The sequence below is a fragment of the Streptomyces sp. NPDC017979 genome (assembly GCF_044328175.1).
GTDB lineage: Bacteria > Actinomycetota > Actinomycetes > Streptomycetales > Streptomycetaceae > Streptomyces.
Genome location: NZ_JBIRGU010000014.1, coordinates 142547 through 159084, shown reverse-complemented (window position 1 = coordinate 159084; position 16538 = coordinate 142547). Strand labels below are relative to the sequence as shown.

General features: G+C 73.2%; 14 protein-coding genes and 2 tRNA genes. 8 read left to right on the top strand and 8 right to left on the bottom strand.

The features are described from left to right. Positions 1–52 precede the first annotated feature (52 nt). From ehuB to ACH4E8_RS29195, 7 genes are all read left to right on the top strand, one after another. Positions 53–1012, top strand: a complete 960-nt coding sequence (gene ehuB, locus ACH4E8_RS29225) for an ectoine/hydroxyectoine ABC transporter substrate-binding protein EhuB (RefSeq protein WP_398453763.1) — start codon at positions 53–55, stop codon at positions 1010–1012. Then, a complete protein-coding gene (gene ehuC / locus ACH4E8_RS29220) occupies positions 1009–1737 on the top strand; it encodes an ectoine/hydroxyectoine ABC transporter permease subunit EhuC (protein ID WP_398453760.1) in 729 nt (242 codons plus the stop codon). Before ehuB ends, ehuC begins: the two co-directional genes overlap by 4 nt. Then, positions 1737–2387 carry an ectoine/hydroxyectoine ABC transporter permease subunit EhuD gene (gene ehuD, locus ACH4E8_RS29215; RefSeq protein WP_398453758.1) on the top strand — a complete coding sequence of 217 codons (651 nt, stop codon included), beginning with the start codon at positions 1737–1739 and terminating at the stop codon, positions 2385–2387. Before ehuC ends, ehuD begins: the two co-directional genes overlap by 1 nt. Continuing rightward, complete coding sequence (gene ehuA, locus ACH4E8_RS29210; protein ID WP_398453756.1) at positions 2377–3186, top strand: ectoine/hydroxyectoine ABC transporter ATP-binding protein EhuA; 810 nt, start codon at positions 2377–2379, stop codon at positions 3184–3186. The genes ehuD and ehuA overlap by 11 nt, the downstream gene beginning before the upstream one ends. Before the next feature lie 186 nt (positions 3187–3372). Continuing rightward, complete coding sequence (locus ACH4E8_RS29205; protein WP_398453754.1) at positions 3373–4131, top strand: IclR family transcriptional regulator; 759 nt, start codon at positions 3373–3375, stop codon at positions 4129–4131. 600 nt (positions 4132–4731) lie between these two features. Continuing rightward, positions 4732–4805, top strand: a tRNA-Lys gene (locus ACH4E8_RS29200). A gap of 122 nt (positions 4806–4927) precedes the next feature. Continuing rightward, positions 4928–5362, top strand: coding sequence for an ester cyclase (locus ACH4E8_RS29195; protein WP_398453752.1), 435 nt, complete (start codon positions 4928–4930; stop codon positions 5360–5362). A gap of 186 nt (positions 5363–5548) precedes the next feature. On the opposite strand, the gene ACH4E8_RS29190 is transcribed toward ACH4E8_RS29195, so the two are convergent. The 3 genes from ACH4E8_RS29190 to ACH4E8_RS29180 all read right to left on the bottom strand — a co-directional run bounded on the left by ACH4E8_RS29190 (position 5549) and on the right by ACH4E8_RS29180 (position 9085). After that, positions 5549–6133: a lytic polysaccharide monooxygenase gene (locus ACH4E8_RS29190; RefSeq protein ID WP_398453749.1), complete on the bottom strand. Its 585-nt coding sequence runs from the start codon at positions 6131–6133 to the stop codon at positions 5549–5551. A gap of 369 nt (positions 6134–6502) precedes the next feature. Continuing rightward, entirely contained in the window at positions 6503–7708 is a 1206-nt protein-coding gene (locus ACH4E8_RS29185) for an SPFH domain-containing protein (protein ID WP_398453747.1), read from the bottom strand. A 54-nt stretch (positions 7709–7762) separates the two neighbouring features. Beyond that, on the bottom strand, positions 7763–9085 hold the full coding sequence (locus ACH4E8_RS29180; protein WP_398453745.1) for a peptidoglycan-binding protein: 1323 nt from the start codon (positions 9083–9085) through the stop codon (positions 7763–7765). A 210-nt stretch (positions 9086–9295) separates the two neighbouring features. On the opposite strand from ACH4E8_RS29180, the gene ACH4E8_RS29175 reads away from it, so the two are divergent. Then, positions 9296–9369, top strand: a tRNA-Lys gene (locus tag ACH4E8_RS29175). Between the two features lie 298 nt (positions 9370–9667). On the opposite strand, the gene ACH4E8_RS29170 is transcribed toward ACH4E8_RS29175, so the two are convergent. The 5 genes from ACH4E8_RS29170 to ACH4E8_RS29150 form a co-directional block, all read right to left on the bottom strand. Next, entirely contained in the window at positions 9668–10411 is a 744-nt protein-coding gene (locus ACH4E8_RS29170; RefSeq protein ID WP_398453743.1) for a sortase domain-bontaining protein, read from the bottom strand. Then, positions 10398–10736: a hypothetical protein gene (locus ACH4E8_RS29165; protein WP_398453741.1), complete on the bottom strand. Its 339-nt coding sequence runs from the start codon at positions 10734–10736 to the stop codon at positions 10398–10400. Before ACH4E8_RS29165 ends, ACH4E8_RS29170 begins: the two co-directional genes overlap by 14 nt. Before the next feature lie 242 nt (positions 10737–10978). Then, positions 10979–11758 carry an HAD-IIA family hydrolase gene (locus ACH4E8_RS29160; RefSeq protein ID WP_398453739.1) on the bottom strand — a complete coding sequence of 260 codons (780 nt, stop codon included), beginning with the start codon at positions 11756–11758 and terminating at the stop codon, positions 10979–10981. A 138-nt stretch (positions 11759–11896) separates the two neighbouring features. Further along, positions 11897–12658 (bottom strand): hypothetical protein, encoded by a 762-nt coding sequence (locus tag ACH4E8_RS29155; protein WP_398453737.1) that lies wholly within the window; start codon positions 12656–12658, stop codon positions 11897–11899. A 590-nt stretch (positions 12659–13248) separates the two neighbouring features. Then, positions 13249–16479: a BTAD domain-containing putative transcriptional regulator gene (locus ACH4E8_RS29150; protein ID WP_398453735.1), complete on the bottom strand. Its 3231-nt coding sequence runs from the start codon at positions 16477–16479 to the stop codon at positions 13249–13251. Positions 16480–16538 lie beyond the last annotated feature (59 nt).

Here is a 16538-nt window from a genome sequence, read left to right as displayed (position 1 = left end):
TCCCCGTACGCCGGTCCGCATACCTGCATGTCTTTCGGGTAGCCGCGCGGTCATGGCTCGACCACAGGAGAGAACCAGACACGGCACGACCGGGAACACCACCCGCACCACGGCTCACGAGGAGCCCCAGCGCCCACGGATAGGCCGGCGCTCGCTGCTGACCGGCGCTGCCGCGCTCGGCACCCTCGGGGTCCTCGGCTCGACCACCGCGTGCAGCCGGGTGTCCACCGCCGGCGAGAGCGGGGGCGGCGGGCTGCTGGAGCAGTTGCGGGCGAAGGGGACCGTACGCCTCGGGCTGGCCGGTGAGCAGCCGTACGGCTACATCGGCACCGACGGCAAGATGACCGGGTCCGCCCCGGTGGTCGCCCGGCGCATCTTCAAGGAGCTGGGCGTCGAGGACGTGCAGCCCTTCCCCACCGAGTTCGGCTCGCTGATCACCGGCCTGAACTCGCTCCAGTTCGACGTCGTCGGCGCCGGCATGTTCATCACGCCCGTCCGCTGCGAGCAGGTGATCTTCTCGGACCCGGAGTACCAGTCCGTCAGCGGATTCCTGGTGCCCAAGGGCAACCCGAAGAACCTGCGCAGCTTCGAGGACGTGGCGAAGTCCGGGGCCCGGTTCTCCACCGCGGTCGGGTACGCGGAGATCGACTACGCCAAGGAGGCGGGGATCAAGAGCATCACGACCCTGCCGGACCAGCTCGCCGGCCGCCTCGCGATCGAGCAGGGCCGGGCGGACGTGTTCGCCGGCACGATCGTGGCCGTGCGCAACGTGGCCAAGGGCAGCTCCCGGGTCGAGGCGACCGCGGAGGTCACCCCGTACGTGGACGGCGAGCCGGTGATCGACGTCGGCGGCTTCGCCTTCCGCACCCCGGAAACGGACCTGCGGGACGCCTTCAACCGGGAGCTGCACAAGCTGAAGCGCAGCGGTGAGCTGCTGGAGCTGATGCGGCCCTTCGGCTTCGGCGAAGCGCAGATGACCACGATCCGGGCGAAGGAGAGGTGCGCACCGTGAGCGACATCACTCCCGGGCTGTGGGAGCTCCTGCTCAAGGGCGTGTGGATCACCGTCCAGCTCACCGTCGCCAGTGCGGCCCTCTCCGCGCTCGTCGCCCTCGCCGTCGGGTTGGCGCGCACGCACCGGCTGTGGATCGTCCGCTTCGTCGCGGGCGCGTACTTCGAGGTCTTCCGGGGCACGTCGGCGCTGATCCTGATGTTCTGGATCTTCTTCGTGCTCCCGATGGGATTCGGCTGGCAGCTCGTCCCGATGTGGGCGGCGGTCCTGTCGCTGGGTCTGACGTACGGGGCGTACGGCTCCGAGGTCGTGCGGGGCGCGGTCGCGGCCGTGGCCCCCGGACAGCGGGAGGCCGGCATCGCGCTCGGCTTCACTCCGGCGCAGCAACTGCGCAAGGTCGTGCTGCCGCAGGCGTGGCCGGAGATGATCCCGCCCTTCAACAACCTGTTGGTCGAGCTGTTGAAGGGGACCGCCCTGGTGTCGGTGATGGGCGTGGCCGACATCGCGTTCGGGGCGTCGCTGGTGCGCAACGCGACCGGTGACAGCGCGCCCGTGTACACGGTCGTCCTGCTCATGTACTTCGTGCTGGCGTTCGTGCTCACCCGCGGCATGCGCGCGCTGGAGCGGCACGCCAAGGCGGGGCTCGGCAAGGAGGTCCAGCCCTCCCTGGCGGCCCGCGCACTGGCGCGCCGCCGGGTGCGGGCGACGGCCGGAGGTGAGGGCTGATGGAGTGGGACTGGTCCGCGGTCGGCGACTTCATGCCGCGGTTCTGGGACGGGCTGTGGGTCACCCTCCAGGCCCTGGTGTTCGGTGCGCTGTTGGCGTTCGCGCTGGGTCTGGTGTGGGCGCTGGCGCAGCGCTCGCCGTACCGTGCGGTGCGCTGGCCGGTGTCGGCGGTGACGGAGTTCGTCCGCAACACCCCGCTGCTGGTGCAGCTGTTCTTCCTCTACTACGTACTGCCGGAGTGGGGGCTCACGCTCTCCGCGATGGTGACCGGAGTGGTGGGCCTCGGGCTGCACTACTCGACGTACACCGCCGAGGTGTACCGCGCCGGCATCGACGGCGTCCCGGTGGGTCAGTGGGAGGCGGCGACCGCGCTCAACTTGTCGGCCTCGCGCACCTGGGGGACGGTGATCCTGCCGCAGGCGGTGCGGCGGGTGGCCCCCGCGCTCGGCAACTACGTGATCGCGATGCTCAAGGACACTCCGATGATCTTCGTGATCGGGGTGATGGAGATGCTCGGCCAGGCGCGTCAGTTCTCCGCCGAGACCTTCCTGACCGTGGAGGCGTTCACGGTCGTGGGCGTCGCCTTCATCGTCATCTCCTACCCGGCATCCCTCCTCATGCGAGCATTGGAGCGTCGTCTTGTCCACTGACAGCACCCTCGCCAAGCCCCCCGCCGCGCCGCAGGTCGAGGACCTGATCCGGTTCGACGGCGTCACCAAGCGGTTCGGGTCCCGCACGGTCCTGGACTCCCTGGACCTGTCGGTCCACCCCGGCAAGCACGTCACCCTCATCGGGCCGTCCGGATCGGGCAAGACCACGATCCTGCGGCTGTTGATGACGCTGCTGAAACCCGACGAAGGCACGATCAAGGTCGGCGGTCGGCACCTGTGTCACGAGGAGCGGGGCGGCAGACTCGTGCCCGCGGGCGACAAGCACGTCCGCGAGGTCCGCAAGGACATCGGCATGGTCTTCCAGCAGTTCAACCTGTTCCCCCACATGAAGGTGCTGCGGAACATCACCGAGGCCCCGGTGCACGTCCTCGGGCTCTCCCGGGACGAGGCGGAGGAGCGCGGCCGCGAGCTGCTGGAGCTGGTGGGGCTCGGCGCGTACACGGACAGTTACCCGAGCCGGCTCTCCGGCGGTCAGCAGCAGCGGGTGGCGATCGCCCGCGCGCTGGCGATGCAGCCGAAGGTGCTGCTGCTGGACGAGGTGACCTCGGCGCTCGACCCGGAGTTGGTGGCCGGGGTGCTGGACCTGTTGCGGGACATCGCCCGGAGCACGGACGTGACGATGGTCTGCGTCACCCACGAGATGAGCTTCGCCCGGGACGTGTCCGACTGCGTGATGATGTTCGACGAGGGGCGGGTGCTGGAATTCGGCCACCCCGACAAGATCTTCACCGAGCCGGAGCACGATCGGACCAGGGAGTTCCTGAGCGCCATCCTGTAGAACACCTGCACGAACGCCCGATCCGCCCACCCGCTGGACCATTCCTCTGGCATATGCCAAGCACATGAGCCCCAGCGTGTGGGGGTGACGGGCATCGGCATTCTGGCCAACGGGCGTACTTGTGGCGGCTCTTGACCGCTATCGTGGTAAACGAAGCTTGCGGTGACGACCTGCTAGGGGGAGACCGTGGTGCTCAAGCCCGAGCCGACCGTGTCATTCCAGTCGGTCCAGTACGTGCTGCGCGTACTGGAGACGATCTCCAACCACCGCGGCGGCGTCACCGAGGAGCAGATCGCCCGCGAGACCGGCCTGCCGCCGGCCCACCTCGCGCCGATGCTCGACATGCTCCGCAGCGAGGGTTACGTGGAGCAGGTCACCGACGGCGCCTACGGCATCGGCGACTCCCTCGTCCTGCTCGGCTCCGGCCACGAGCAGCAGCGCGCCATCGAGGAGAAGATCCAGGCCACGCTGACGGAGCTGCGCGATTCGGTGGGCGCGGCGGTGTACGTGAGCCGGTACATCGACGGCGAGGTCCGGATCACCCAGTACGCGGACGGGCCGCTGACGCCCAAGGTGAACGAGTACGTGGACTTCCGCTTTGCCGCGCATGCGAGTGCGGTGGGGAAGTGCCTGCTCACGCAGCTCGACCGGGACGGTCGGCGGGACCACCTGTCGCGGCACAAGATCACCCGCTTCACGTCGCGGACGATCACCAGCGAGCAGTTGCTCTTCTCGAAGCTGGACAGCCAGCCGGCGACCGTACCGGTGCTGGACCTCCAGGAGTACGCGGTGGGCACGGTCTGCGCGGCGGTGCCGCTGATCGCGGGGGCGGCGGTGGGGTGCCTGGCGCTGTCGATGCCGGTGGAGCACGCGCATCGATTGCGGTCGGCGGCGGATGCGCTGAACCGCAGCGCGGCGCCGATGGCCCTCTCGCTCACCTTGTGAGCCCCGCGGGCCTCCGCACCCCCGGCAGCCCTGCCCTTCCCCCTGCGGGTCGGTGGTCGTTCGCGCAGTTCCTCCCCCTGCGCCCTGCGGGCACGGGGGGGACCCCCAGCGCCTCTGGCCGCCCCCGCCGTGGTCTTTCCGGCGCATGGGCCGCTGCAGGCCCGCTGCGGTTGTTCGCGCAGTTCCTCGCGCCCCTGATTCGCTGCCCCCCGCCTCTTGTCTGCAGGCTCGGGCCAGGGGCTTTTAGGGGCGCTGGGGGTCCCCCCATGCCCTCTGGGCATAGGGGGCGGAACTGCGCGACAAGCCACCCTCGGTCCGCAGGGGCAACGCGCCGGAAGGACTACGGCGGGGCGGCCAGGGGCGCGGACCGTGCCCGCAAGGCAACCCGGGGGGCGCGAGGGCCCCAGGCCCTCCGGGGCCGAGGCGGGGGCGCTCCCGTGCCCGCAGGGCGTAGGCGGGGGGTGCTCCCGTGCCCGCAGGGCACAGGGGGAGGATGCGGGAACGACCACGGCGCACCCGCAGGGGGAAGGGCGGGGGTGCCGGGGGCTCGGGGCTTGGTGCTTCGCACTCCATTGGAGCAGGTAGTATTTTTCTCGTCAGGCGCCGCTAGCTCAGTTGGTTAGAGCAGCTGACTCTTAATCAGCGGGTCCGGGGTTCGAGTCCCTGGCGGCGCACACGGCCGTTCGAGGCGTTCCGGTTCTCCCGGGGCGCCTCGAATGCGTTTGCGGGGGTTCGCTCCCCGAGGTTCTCTGGAGGTGGTCACCTCGTCGGACCGACCCCCGGAACGGAGGCGACGATGACAGCCGAAGAGAACATGCGGCTGATGCGGACCCGGGACGACGCGTGGAACGCCCAGGAATGGGACACCTTCGAAGCCCACCACTCCCCCGACGCGGTCGTCCGCTGGCCGGGTCAGAGCGAGCCGACCCGAGGACGGAGCGACCACCGGGCGGAGGCGGTGGAGTTCTACAAGACGTTCCCGGACAACCGCATGGGCAACCGGCCGTACCGGGTGCTCATCGGGCAGGGCGAGTGGACCTGCTCCGTCGTGCGGTTCACGGGGACGATGACGGGGCCCATGAAGGGGCCCGGCGGGGAGATCCCGCCGACCGGGCGGGCCTTCGCCGTGGACTTCTGCACCGTGGCGCGCTGGGTGAACGGCCAGATCGTCGAGGAGAACCTCTTCTACGACCTGGTCGGGCTGATGCAGCAGATCGGCCTCAACGACTGAAGGGCCGGGCGCACCGCCCGGGACGTGCGGCTGCGCTCCCCGCGGCACGAGGTCCGCGAGGAGCGCAGTGCGCCCCGTGGCGCCGGTGGGGCGACCAGGTGGTGGTGGCCGAGGGCCCAGGCCCCGGGCCGTCAGCCGTCACCGTCGGTCACTCCGCCGGCGCCGCACGACACGAGCGGTCGGACGTCAGAACTGGACGTCCGAGCAGGCGTAGAACGCGTTCGGGGTGTCCTGGATGTTCCACACCGCGACGATCACGTGCTTGCCGGTGCGCTGCGGCAGGTTGCCGGTGTGCGAGAACTGGAACGGCGGCTGCTGACCGTTGTAGGGCACCGTCAGGAACGGCTGGGACTCCAGGTTCGCCCTGGTGATCTTCGAGTTGGTGTTCCAACCCTGCTTGGTGATGTAGTACTTGAACTCGGCGGTGCGGTGCGGCGCCGTGAAGCGCCAGTTGAACGTGAAGTTGCCCGAGTTGACCTTCGTGGCCGGCCAGGCGCCGCCCCGCGGGTCGTCGAGCTGCGAGAACCCGGCGTTGCCGCCGGAGCAGATGGTGCCGTCGGCGGGCCCCGCGGACGGGAAGCCCTTCAGGCCCTCGACGCTCTGGGGCTCGTACTGGATCGCGCCGCAGCCCTTCACCGTGCCGTTGGCACAGAGCTTCTGACGGCTGATCGGGGACTCGGTGTAACCGTGGCTGTTCGCGCTGCCGGTGGCCAGGACCGTGGCACCGGTCACCAGGAGGCCGACGGCGGCGGTTGCGAATTTCCTGCGCATGCTGTGCTCCAGGGAACGTGGGGGAGTTCGGTGAGGCTTTGCTGCACGCGTGCTGTGGGGGGTGGGGCCGTGGGGGGTGGTGATGGGGAATTCCGTGGGGGGAACGACGCTCCTTTGCGCCAATTCAGGTCTAGACCAACACCCAATGTATTGACCAGAGTTCATCATGTCTAGACCTTCCCGAGACTCCCCGGCACCGCACTCCGTCACCTTCGTTTATCGGGCCGATCACCTTTCCCGCCAGGGAAGCCATGCCTAAGTTCGCCGATGCCCTTCGTCACCCCTCCCCCGCCGCCCGCGGTGCGCCCCGCAGAAGTGGGCGAACCGGCCCGCTCCAGCCCGCCCCGAGCCGGCCGCGAGCGGCGGAATTCATGATTCCAGGGGCGTGGACCGGCCGGTGTAGAAGGCGACCGTGAGGTCCTTCACGAGCGCCTTGCGCTCGTAGTCGTCCAACTCCACGAGCCCGCGCGAGGTCAGTCGGGTGACGGTGTCGTCGACCGCGTCCACCACCGAAGTGAGCACGCTGTCCCGGTGCTTGGCGTCGATCGCCGCGACCCGACGGCGCTGCATGGCGGCGGCGACCTCGGGGGCGTACTCGATCGCGGTCGGCTGTGCGGAGAAGACCCGGATGCCGACCGGGGCGCACTCCTTCGCCAGCATCCCGGTGAGCGCGTCGCCGAGCGCGTCCGCGTCGCGCAGGCTAGGCGCCCCGGCCCCGGCCGGGCGCAGCGGTCCAGCGCCGGGCGCGAGGGCGACCGAAGGGGCGTCCACCGGCAGCCGGGAGACCACCCTCGCCATCGCCGACTCCACCTGTTCGCCCAGGTAAGCCTCGTGGTCCTCGACGCCGAGGAGCGCCTTCGCGGTGTCCTCCACCCGCCACACCACCAGCACCACCACGCGCAGCGCGGTGCCTTCCGCGTCCACCGCGGGCATCGGCTCGCTGCGCCAGTGCCGCAGCCGTACGTCCACCCGGCGGCGCAGCAGCAGCGGGCTCAGCCACATCAGCCCGGTGCGGCGGACGCTGCCGCGGTACTCGCCGAAGAGCGTGAGGACGTACGCGTAACCGACCCGGCCGCGCGCGACGCCGCCGAGGGTGAAGACCGCGAGCGCCAGACCGAGCACGATCAGGCCCCACAGGTCGAGTCCGATCCCGGCGTACGGCGCCGGCGCCGTGCCCAGCAGTCGGGTGAGCACCGCGGGCAGCACGCCGGTGCCCCACAGCACCGCGCCGGTGCCGGCGAGGGCGCACGCCCCCGCGATCACCCCGGTCCAGCCGGGCAGCACGGGACCGGCGCGCTCGACCAGTTGGGGGTCGACGAGCGGCGCTCCGCGCCGGGGCGCGGGGGCCGGCGGCGCCTGGGGCAGGGGCTTGCGGGCACCCACCCGCGGCTGCTCGCCGGTGCCCTGGCGCCGGGAGACCACCGCGGGGCGCAGCGGGGTCGACCGGGCGGCGCCGGTGGGGAATTCGTCGCGGAACAGCAGGTGCACCGGGATCTCGCAGGTCGCCTCGGGGGCGATGACGGGGGTGTGCCGCGGTGCGTCGGGCCCCTCCGGCTCCGATGTGGTGGTGCTCATGGTGGTGCCGCCTCCGCTGTGGTGTGCGTCCGATCCGTGGTGTGCCCGGGGCCGTCAGCCGGCGAAGAGCCGGCGCCAGGTCTCCGGGCCCGGGTAGCCGTCGGCGGCGGCGCCGCGCCACCCCTGGGCGAGTTGGAACGCCTCGACGTTGCGCCGGTCCGCCTCGCCCCAGGCGGGGCCGGGGCCGGTGACGTAGTGGCGGCCGAAGCCCCGCTTGACCAACTGTCGGCCGAGCCGGGTGACGTCCGGGCTCGACCGGCCGGGCCGGAAGGCGCCGGGGCCCGGGTAGGGCGGCACCGCGGCGTCGGAGCCCGGCGCGGGCGCCGGCGTCGCGTCGGTGCCGGCGATGTCCTTGCCCTTGCCGTTGACGAGCAGGCTCCAGGTCTTGGCGCCCGGGATGCCGTCGGCCGCCGAGCCGCGCCAGCCCTGCGCGCGCTGGAACGCCTGGGTGGCCTTGCGGTCCGCCTCGCTCCAGCGCGGCCCCGGCCCCGTGGTGTAGTACTTCTTCCCGCCGCGCTCGACCAGCATCTGCCCCAGGCGCGTGATGTGCTTGTTGCTCTTGCCGGGTCCGAAGTACTGGGCGCCGGGGAAGGGGTCACCGGTGGTGGGCCCGGTGGCCACCTGCCCGGTGACGCCCTTGAAGCGGTAGGCCACGTACTTGCTGGAGTTGTTCCAGTACGCCATGGGCGTGGTCTTCTTGCGGGTGGCCGGCTTCGTCTGCTCGTACGCCACGTACTGGGTGCGGGTGTGGTCGCTCCAGCCGCCGAAGATCGTGACGTGGGAGCCCTTGGTGGGGTTCGCCGGGTTGTGGAAGAGCAGGATGTCGCCCGGCTGGAGGTCGGCCCGGCTGATCTTGGTGGCGAACTTGGCGAGGCTGCCGGTCCATTCGTTGGTCGTCAGCCCCCAGGCCATGGAGACGTACCCCGAGCAGTCCTGGCGGTAGCCGTCCTTCCAGTACTTGGACATGCTGTACGGGACCTTGGCCGCCACCCACGTCTTCGCCCGCTTGATGATCTCCGTGCGGGTGGTCTTGCGCACGGCCGGGGCGGACGGCGTCCCCGAGGGGCCGGGCAGCGGGCGACCGTGGAGCGCGCCGGGGCCGCCCTGTTCGTTGGCGGGGTCGCCGGCGTCCCGCGCGGCGGCCTCCGGGGCCCGCTCGGGCCGCAGGCCGGGCGCGCTCGCCGCCTCGACGGCGCTCGCGGCGCCCGCCCCGCCGCCGCCCAGCACCACGCCGGCCGCGGTGACCAGAACGAGCGCACGGCGGCAGCCGTGCGCCGCGGGGTGGCCCCCGGCGGCGAGCGCCCGGCGGTGCTCGACGCACCCCGGGCAGTCGCAGTCGGGAGCGGGCTCGTAATCCTGGAAGACCGGCGCCGTCATCGGCTGTCCCCTCCGCACGTGTGTGTCGGTCGATCGGGGCGCGCGCAGCGTGCACGCCTCGGCACTCCGGGGCGCCCCAGTTGTCCTAGGTGAGTGCAGTTTGACCCATAAAAGGGACAAAACGACCATCCGACAGGCCGGGAGGGGCGGACGGACGGATATTGGTTCGGAGCACCCTTCCACGTCGGGTAGAGTTTTCCAGGTCAGCAGGCGCCGCTAGCTCAGTTGGTTAGAGCAGCTGACTCTTAATCAGCGGGTCCGGGGTTCGAGTCCCTGGCGGCGCACGCAACACGAGGCCCCCTCGCCCACGGCGAGGGGGCCTCGTTCTTTGGGCGGCCATCGCCGACGGTTGACCGGGAGCCCGGTCCGTCCCACAGTGACAGGGCGGACCGGCGCACCCCGCCCGGCCCGCTGCGCACCCGGCTCGCTCGACCATCCCCCGCCTCCCGTACGGTGCCGGGCTCCTCCCGCAGCCCGCGCCCCGCACGGTCGAGGACCGGCCCGGCCGACGGCTCCTCCCGACGCGTCGGGACACCGGGGCATCGGCCGGGTCAGGTCGCGGGGCGTCGGGGGGACGCGCCCTCAGGGCTTCGAGGGGCGCGTGCCCGTGAGGTACGCGGAGACCAGCACCCGGGACGCGCAGTCCCCGCCGCCGCAGGTGACCAGCCGCAGCTCGGCCCGGCCGGGGCGGCGCGGCTGCCCGGCCTTCCGCTCGTCGTACTGCCCGCGGGGGACGACCCGTACGTCGTCGATGGTGAACTCCGCGATCGAACCGTCGGCCCGGACCGTCCGCACCCGCTGGCCCGTGCGCGCCGCGCCCAGGTCCTTGAAGGCGGCCGTCGCGGCCCGGGCGTCCACCGGGCCGAGCAGCAGGGAGACGCCCTCGGCGCCCGGCCGGGGGCCGCGCGGGCCGTGCCAGGCGACGACCCGCGGCGGGGCGCCGGCCGCGGCGCGGTCGAACGAAGCGCGCAGGGCCACCGGCGCGGCGATCGCGAGCGAGGGGATCTCCACCCGGACCGGCTCCACCGGCGGGACCGGGGGGTGCGCCGGCGGCAGTTCGACGCCGAGGGGACGGCCGACGGCGGCGACGTCGCCGGTGGTGGGCGCGGAGGTGCCGACCGGGCCGCCGGCCACCTCGCGGGCGCAGAGCCAGAGCCCGAGCAGGAGCAGCGCCCAGGCGCCGCCCATGACGAGCCGGTCGGAGCCGCGCCGGGGCGGGCGGGCGCCCTTCGACGCTGCCGTGCCGGCCTCGTCCGCGACTTCCGTACGGGCGGCTGCGCCGCTTCCGGTGTGGCCTTCCGGGGCCGCGGGGTCAGCGGTGTACATGGCCGTCGGCGTCGTGACGGCGACGGCGGCGCGCGCCCCGCAGGACGACGACGACCGCGGCGACGCCCGCGAGGACGAAGCCGACGACCGTGTGCGGAGTGCTGGGGCCGGTGTTCTCGCTGCGGGGGTGCTCGGTGGCCAGGGCCTCGGCGGTGGGCGCGGGGTGCGCCGGGACGGCCGGTTGCGCGGACGCACGGGGGCGCATGTCGTGGACGTGGACCTGGCCGGCGGCGGGCTCCGCGGGCGCGAGGACGAGCACGGTGGGCGCGGCGGCCACGGCGAGGGCCACCCCTGCCGTACGGAGAGCGATCACTGCTGGACGCATGGTAAGACCTCCTGCTGATGCAAGGCTCACGCGCGGCGCCCGGTTCCGCATCCGCAGCGGCCGGTCGGGCCCGGGCACCCCGCGCTGACGTGCGCGGACGCGGGGTGTTCGGGTGACCGGCTGAGGACGACTCAGATGCGGTCGACTCAGGGTGCGGTCGACTCAGGGTGCGGTCGACCCAGGTGCGGTCGACTCGGATCTCAGCTGAGGCGTCTCCTATGGGGCGTCTCAGACAAGGCGCCTCAGATGCGGTCGACGAGGTCCGCGATCGAGTCGACGATCTTGGACGGGCGGAACGGGTAACGGTCCACGTCCGGCGGGGTCGTGACGCCGGTGAGGACGAGGAAGGTCTCCATGCCCGCCTCCAGACCGGCCAGCACGTCGGTGTCCATCCGGTCGCCGATCATCGCGCTGGTCTCGGAGTGCGCGCCGATCGCGTTCAGCCCGGTCCGCATCATCAGCGGGTTCGGCTTGCCCGCGAAGTACGGGTCCTTCCCCGTCGCCTTGGTGATCAGCGCGGCGACCGAGCCGGCGGCCGGCAACGGGCCCTCGGTGGACGGCCCGGTCTCGTCCGGGTTGGTGCAGATGAACCGCGCGCCGCCGTTGATCAGCCGGATCGCCTTCGTCAGCGCCTCGAAGCTGTACGTACGCGTCTCGCCGAGGACCACGTAGTCCGGGTCGTGGTCGGTCAGCACGTACCCGATGTCGTGCAGCGCGGTGGTGAGGCCGGCCTCGCCGATGACGTACGCCGTGCCGCCGGGCCGCTGGTCGTCCAGGAAGCGGGCGGTGGCGAGCGCGGAGGTCCAGATGTTGTCGACCGGGACGTCCAGGCCCATGCGGGCGAGCCGGGCGTGCAGGTCGCGGGCGGTGTAGATGGAGTTGTTCGTCAGGACGAGGAAGGGCTTGCCGGTGTCCCGGAGCTTCGAGATGAAGGCGTCGGCGCCCGGGATCGGCACGCCCTCGTGGATGAGGACGCCGTCCATGTCGGTCAGCCAGGACTCGATCGGCTTGCGCTCTGCCATCAACGGTGCTCCTGCCGTGCGTGGGTACGCGGGGTGCGGGTGTGCGGGGTGCGGTGCGTGTCGTGCCGGAGGCACGGCACTGTGGCACCCCGACGCCAACAGCCTAATCAGGAAAGCGCGCGTGCGTTCGGTTCGAGATCACCGTCTCGCCCTGCGGAACGCCCGGGTGAGCAGCATCAGCGCACAGCCCACGACGGTGAACGTGCCGAGGGCGGCGACGAGACGGAGGGTGGCGGAGGTGCCGGTGGTGGCGAGTTCGTCCGGGGAGACGGAGGCGCCCGAGCCGCGGTCCTCCAGCACGGCGAAGCGGTAGTCGTCGGAGGCCCCGACCCAGTCGCCGTCGTCGCCGCGCCGCTGCACGACGGCGGCGTTCACGGTGACCTGGTTGGGCGGGGTGTCGTCGGTGAGCGCGAGCCTGACCTTGACGGTGAGCGTGGCGCGGGCGGCGACGGCGTACCCGCCGTCCTGCGCGCGCTGGGTCCCGAGCACGCCCACGACCTCGTCCTCGTCCGTCGTCTCCAGCGGCGCGGTGCGCCAGCGGGCGGCGCGGTCGTCGTAGAACTCCAGCGTCATCCGGGCGGGCGTGAGCCCCCGGTCGCGGGCAGCGAACACGACGACGGGGTGGACCTCGCGGCACTCCCGGTCGGTGGTGTTGGTCAGGTCGACGGACCACTGCTCGAAGCCGCGGCCCGGGGAGTGCACGGTGGGGCCGCCGTGGATGCGGGTGTCGATGGGGAAGTCGGCGGATGCGGCGGAACCGCAGCCGCGGGGGAGGCGGTCGGCCGCGGTCGCGGTGGGTGCGGCGGAGACGGCGCCGCCGAGGACGACGGCGGCGAGCGTGACGCCGACGGCCCCGACGACTCCGCCGACGCCGGCGAGGAGAGCGGTGCGCGGTCGCATGTGGGCCCCTTGGAGGTGGTCGGGACGTGGCGCCCGACGCTGCCACGGGAGGGGGCGGGGGTCGGTTCGACGGGGCGGTCGTGAAGCCGATCGCCCGCGCGATTGCCCTCCTTCGGCGTAGGCACGACCACGGTTTCGCCGTGCGGCGGGGTCGGGCCTAGGGCCTGTCATCGCGACAAGCCCAGCGCCGGGCCGCGGACGCAATGACACAGCCCGCCGCACGGCGGAACCGCGGGCCGCAAGGGCAACGCTCGCCGGGGCGGGGTCGGACCTAGGGCCTGTCTTACGGATCAGGCTGGATCAGTGGGGGTCCCCCCACGCCCTTCGGGCGTAGGGGGAGGGGTCTGGTGCCGTGGATCTCAAGGCGGAGGAGGGAGCCGACGCGGTGGGGGTACCACCGTGCCCGCAGGCACAGGGTGGGGGTACCACCGTGCCCGCAGGGCACAGGGTGGGGGTACCTCCCGTGCCCTCAGGGCACAGGGGGCCTTCGGTGACCGACGACAACGCGGAGAGGGGGCACCTCCCGGGCCGAAGGCCCAGGGGGAACGGCACCAGGGCACGCGAGCCCAGCAAGATCCGGAAGACAGGCCCTAGGCCGGGGGGTTGAGGGTGGATTGGATGCGGGATACGTCGAAGCGTTCCGCTTCGGGGAGGGGGGCGCCCACTGAGGCGCGGAGGGCGGACGCTTCCGACAGGAGGCGGGTCGCTTCCTCGGGGCGGCCCGCCAGGGCGTGGGCCCCGGCCAGGCCCTCCGTCGCGAGGGCGATCGCGCGCGGGTCGCCCGTCGCGCGGGCCGCGGCCAGGCCCTCCGTGTGGAGCGCCAGCGCACCGTCCGCGTCGCCGCGCAACTCCGCGACGAAGCCCAGCTCCGCCAGGATCAGCGCGGTGCCGTTCGCCGCGTCGAACTGCCGGTTCCAGTCGAGCCAGCGCCGCAGGTAGCCGGTCGCGACGTCCAACCGGCCCTGCCGGCGCGCGGCGAGGGCGAGTCCGATCTCCGCGGACTCCTCGGCCGGGCGGTCGCCCTGCTCCACCGCGAGCCGCCGACCGCGCTCGTGGTACTCGTCGGCGCGGTCGTGGTCGCCGGTCAGCAGCGCGATCCGGCCCAGCTCGGACCAGCGCATCGACGCGTCCGTCCACAGGCCCAGGTCCTCCGCGATCCCCAGCGCGGCGCGGTGCAGCCGGGCGGCCTCCCCGTACTCGCCCTGGATCTCCGCGAGGCGGCCGAGGACGGCCGTCGCCTGGAGCTGGCCCCAGCGGTCGCCGGCGCGTTGGAAGAGGGCCAGGCTCTCGCGCCCCTCGCGGCGGGACGCGGTGAGGTCGCCGCAGACGTACGCCTGGGTGCCCCGGGTGCTCAGGCCCGCGGCGACGACCCAGGGGTCCCCCAGCTCGCGGGCCTCGGTCAGGACCCGGTCCAGCAGGGTCTGGCCCACCAGGCGGTCCGCGAACCGGGTGGCGGCGTAGCAGAGGAACCAGCCCGCGCGGATGCGTTCGTGGGGGTCGGTGACGGCCTCGTACGCCGCGAGGATGTCCACGCCGTGCCGCTCCGGCCCCTGGGGCGCCCCCGTCAGCAGGGCGAAGCCGGTGCGCCAGGCCCGGATGCCGGAGCCGGCGGACCCGGTGGTGCCGTCGCCGTACGAGGGGCCGTCCAGCAGGTCGGCCGCGGCCCGCAGTTGCCGCCCGGCCTCGGTCAGCCGGCCGCGCAGGAACCAGTACCAGACCATCGCGCGCACCAGCCGGCGCATCAGCTCGGCGTCGCCGTCCGCGCAGGCGCTGTCGAGCGCGGCGCGCACGTTCGCGGCCTCCGCGTCCAGGCTCCGCAGCCAGCGCTGTTGTTCGGCCCCGCGCAGATGGGCGTCCGCCTCTTCGGCGAAGCGTGCGTAGTACTCGGCGTGGGCGCGGCGCACCCGGTCGTACTCGGTGTCCCGCAGGCGTTCCAGGCAGTACGCCGACACCGACTCCAGCAGCCGGTACCTGGCCGTGCCGTCCGGCTCGTGGGCGACGAGCACGAGGGAGCGGTCCACCAGGCGGCCGAGGAGGTCCACGACCTCCGCGGGCCGTACGCCGTCGCCGGCGCAGACGGCCTCCGCGGCGGGCAGGGCGCATCCGTCGGAGTGCACGGCGATGCGGCGCAGCACCAACTGCTCCGAGGCCGTCAACAGTTCCCAGCTCCAGTCGATCATCGCGCGCAGGGTCTGCTGCCGGGCGGGGGCGTCGCGCCGGCCGCCGGTCAGCAGGCGGAACCGGTCGTCGAGCCGGTCCGCGAGTTCGGCGGCGCCGAGGACCCGCATCCGGGTGGACGCCAGTTCCAGGGCGAGCGGGATCCCGTCGAGCCGGCGGCAGATCGCGGCGACCGCGCGGGCGTTGTCGTCGGTGAGGACGAACCCGGGCGACCGGGCCGCGGCGCGTTCGAGGAAGAGTCGTACCGCGCTGGAACGCCGCAGCTCGGCGGGGTCGGGGGCGGCCGACGGCGCGGGCGGCAGGTCGAGCGGCGGTACGGGCCACAGCCGTTCGCCGGCGACGTCCAGGGGCTCCTGGCTGGTGGCGAGCACGTGGACGTCGGGCGCGCCCCGCAGCAGGGCCCGGGCGAGGCCGGCCGCCGCGTCGACGACGTGTTCGCAGTTGTCCAGGACGAGCAGCAGGCGCTGGCCGCGCAGGGTTTCCACCAGCCGGTCGACGAGGGGGCGGGCGCCGGGGGCGGGGGCGGCGTCGTCCCGTACGCCCAGGGTCGCGGCGACGACCTCGGCGAGTGCGTCGTACGGGGCGCCGGGCCCGGGGTCCCGGTCAGTCCGGTCGGTCTGCGCGGCTCGGGCGGTCTGCGTGGGGAAGGCGTGCCCCGCCAGCTCCACCAGCCAGACTCCGTCTCCGAAACCGGCGGGCTCCGTGCCCAGTTTGGCGGCGACCTCCAGCGCCAGCCGCGTCTTGCCGACCCCGCCCGGCCCCGTCAGGGTGACCAGACGGCCGGCCCGCACCAGTTCGCGCACCTCGTCCACCGCGTCCGCCCGACCGACGAGCGAGGTGACCGGCGCCGGGAGGTTGGTGCGCGGGCGGGCCGTCGCCGCGGGGGCGGGCGCGACGAGCAGCGCCGGGTCCTGCTGGAGGATCTCCTGCTGCAACGCGACCAGTTCGGGTCCGGGCGTGAGCCCCAGCTCCTCGTCCAGCCGGCGCCGTAGCTCCTGGAAGCCGTCCAGGGCTTCGCTGGGGCGGCCGGCGCCGTACAGCGCGCGCATGTGCGCGGCGCGCAGCCGCTCCCGCAGCGGGTGCCGCGCCACCAGGTCGCCCAACTCCGCGGCGAGCGGACGGTGGTCGCCCGCGTCGATGCGCGCCTCGGCCTGTTCTTCGACGGCCAGCAGTCGCTGTTCCTCCAGGCGGGCGACGGCGGCGCGCGCGAAGGGTTCGTCGGCGAAGTCGGCGAACGCGGGGCCGCGCCACAGCTCCAGCGCCCCGGTGAGGATCGCGGCGCGCTCGCGGGGGTCGCGGGTCGTCCGCGCCCGTGCGGTGAGCGAGGTGAAGCGGGTGGCGTCCACGGCGTCGTCGTCGGCCGGCTCCAGGGCGTAGCCGAGGCCGCGGCGTACGACGACCCCCCGGCCGCCGGCCCCGGTGAGCACCCGGCGCAGCCGGGACACCAGGGTCTGGAGGGAGCCCGTGGGGTTGGCGGGCGGCGCGTCCCCCCACAGCTCGTCCACGAGGCGGTCGGCGCCGATCGCCCGCCGGGGGTCGGTGAGCAGTGCGGCGAGCAGCATGCGGACCTTGGCCTCCGGCACCGCCACGAGGTGGCCGTCCGCCGACCAGACCGCCAACGGACCCAGTACCCCGAAACGCATGCGGCCAACGGTACGACGTGCCCGCGGGCCACCGCGGTGAGCCCCGTCTGCCGCGCCTC

Excerpts from the sequence above, each read along its gene's own strand:
- ehuB (WP_398453763.1), top strand. The coding sequence starts at position 53 with ATGGCTCGACCACAGGAGAGAACCAGACACGGCACGACCGGGAACACC.
- ehuD (WP_398453758.1), top strand. The coding sequence starts at position 1,737 with ATGGAGTGGGACTGGTCCGCGGTCGGCGACTTCATGCCGCGGTTCTGG.
- ACH4E8_RS29195 (WP_398453752.1), top strand. The coding sequence starts at position 4,928 with ATGACAGCCGAAGAGAACATGCGGCTGATGCGGACCCGGGACGACGCG.
- ACH4E8_RS29190 (WP_398453749.1), bottom strand. The coding sequence starts at position 6,133 with ATGCGCAGGAAATTCGCAACCGCCGCCGTCGGCCTCCTGGTGACCGGT.
- ACH4E8_RS29185 (WP_398453747.1), bottom strand. The coding sequence starts at position 7,708 with ATGAGCACCACCACATCGGAGCCGGAGGGGCCCGACGCACCGCGGCAC.
- ACH4E8_RS29180 (WP_398453745.1), bottom strand. The coding sequence starts at position 9,085 with ATGACGGCGCCGGTCTTCCAGGATTACGAGCCCGCTCCCGACTGCGAC.
- ACH4E8_RS29170 (WP_398453743.1), bottom strand. The coding sequence starts at position 10,411 with ATGTACACCGCTGACCCCGCGGCCCCGGAAGGCCACACCGGAAGCGGC.
- ACH4E8_RS29165 (WP_398453741.1), bottom strand. The coding sequence starts at position 10,736 with ATGCGTCCAGCAGTGATCGCTCTCCGTACGGCAGGGGTGGCCCTCGCC.
- ACH4E8_RS29160 (WP_398453739.1), bottom strand. The coding sequence starts at position 11,758 with ATGGCAGAGCGCAAGCCGATCGAGTCCTGGCTGACCGACATGGACGGC.
- ACH4E8_RS29155 (WP_398453737.1), bottom strand. The coding sequence starts at position 12,658 with ATGCGACCGCGCACCGCTCTCCTCGCCGGCGTCGGCGGAGTCGTCGGG.
- ACH4E8_RS29150 (WP_398453735.1), bottom strand. The coding sequence starts at position 16,479 with ATGCGTTTCGGGGTACTGGGTCCGTTGGCGGTCTGGTCGGCGGACGGC.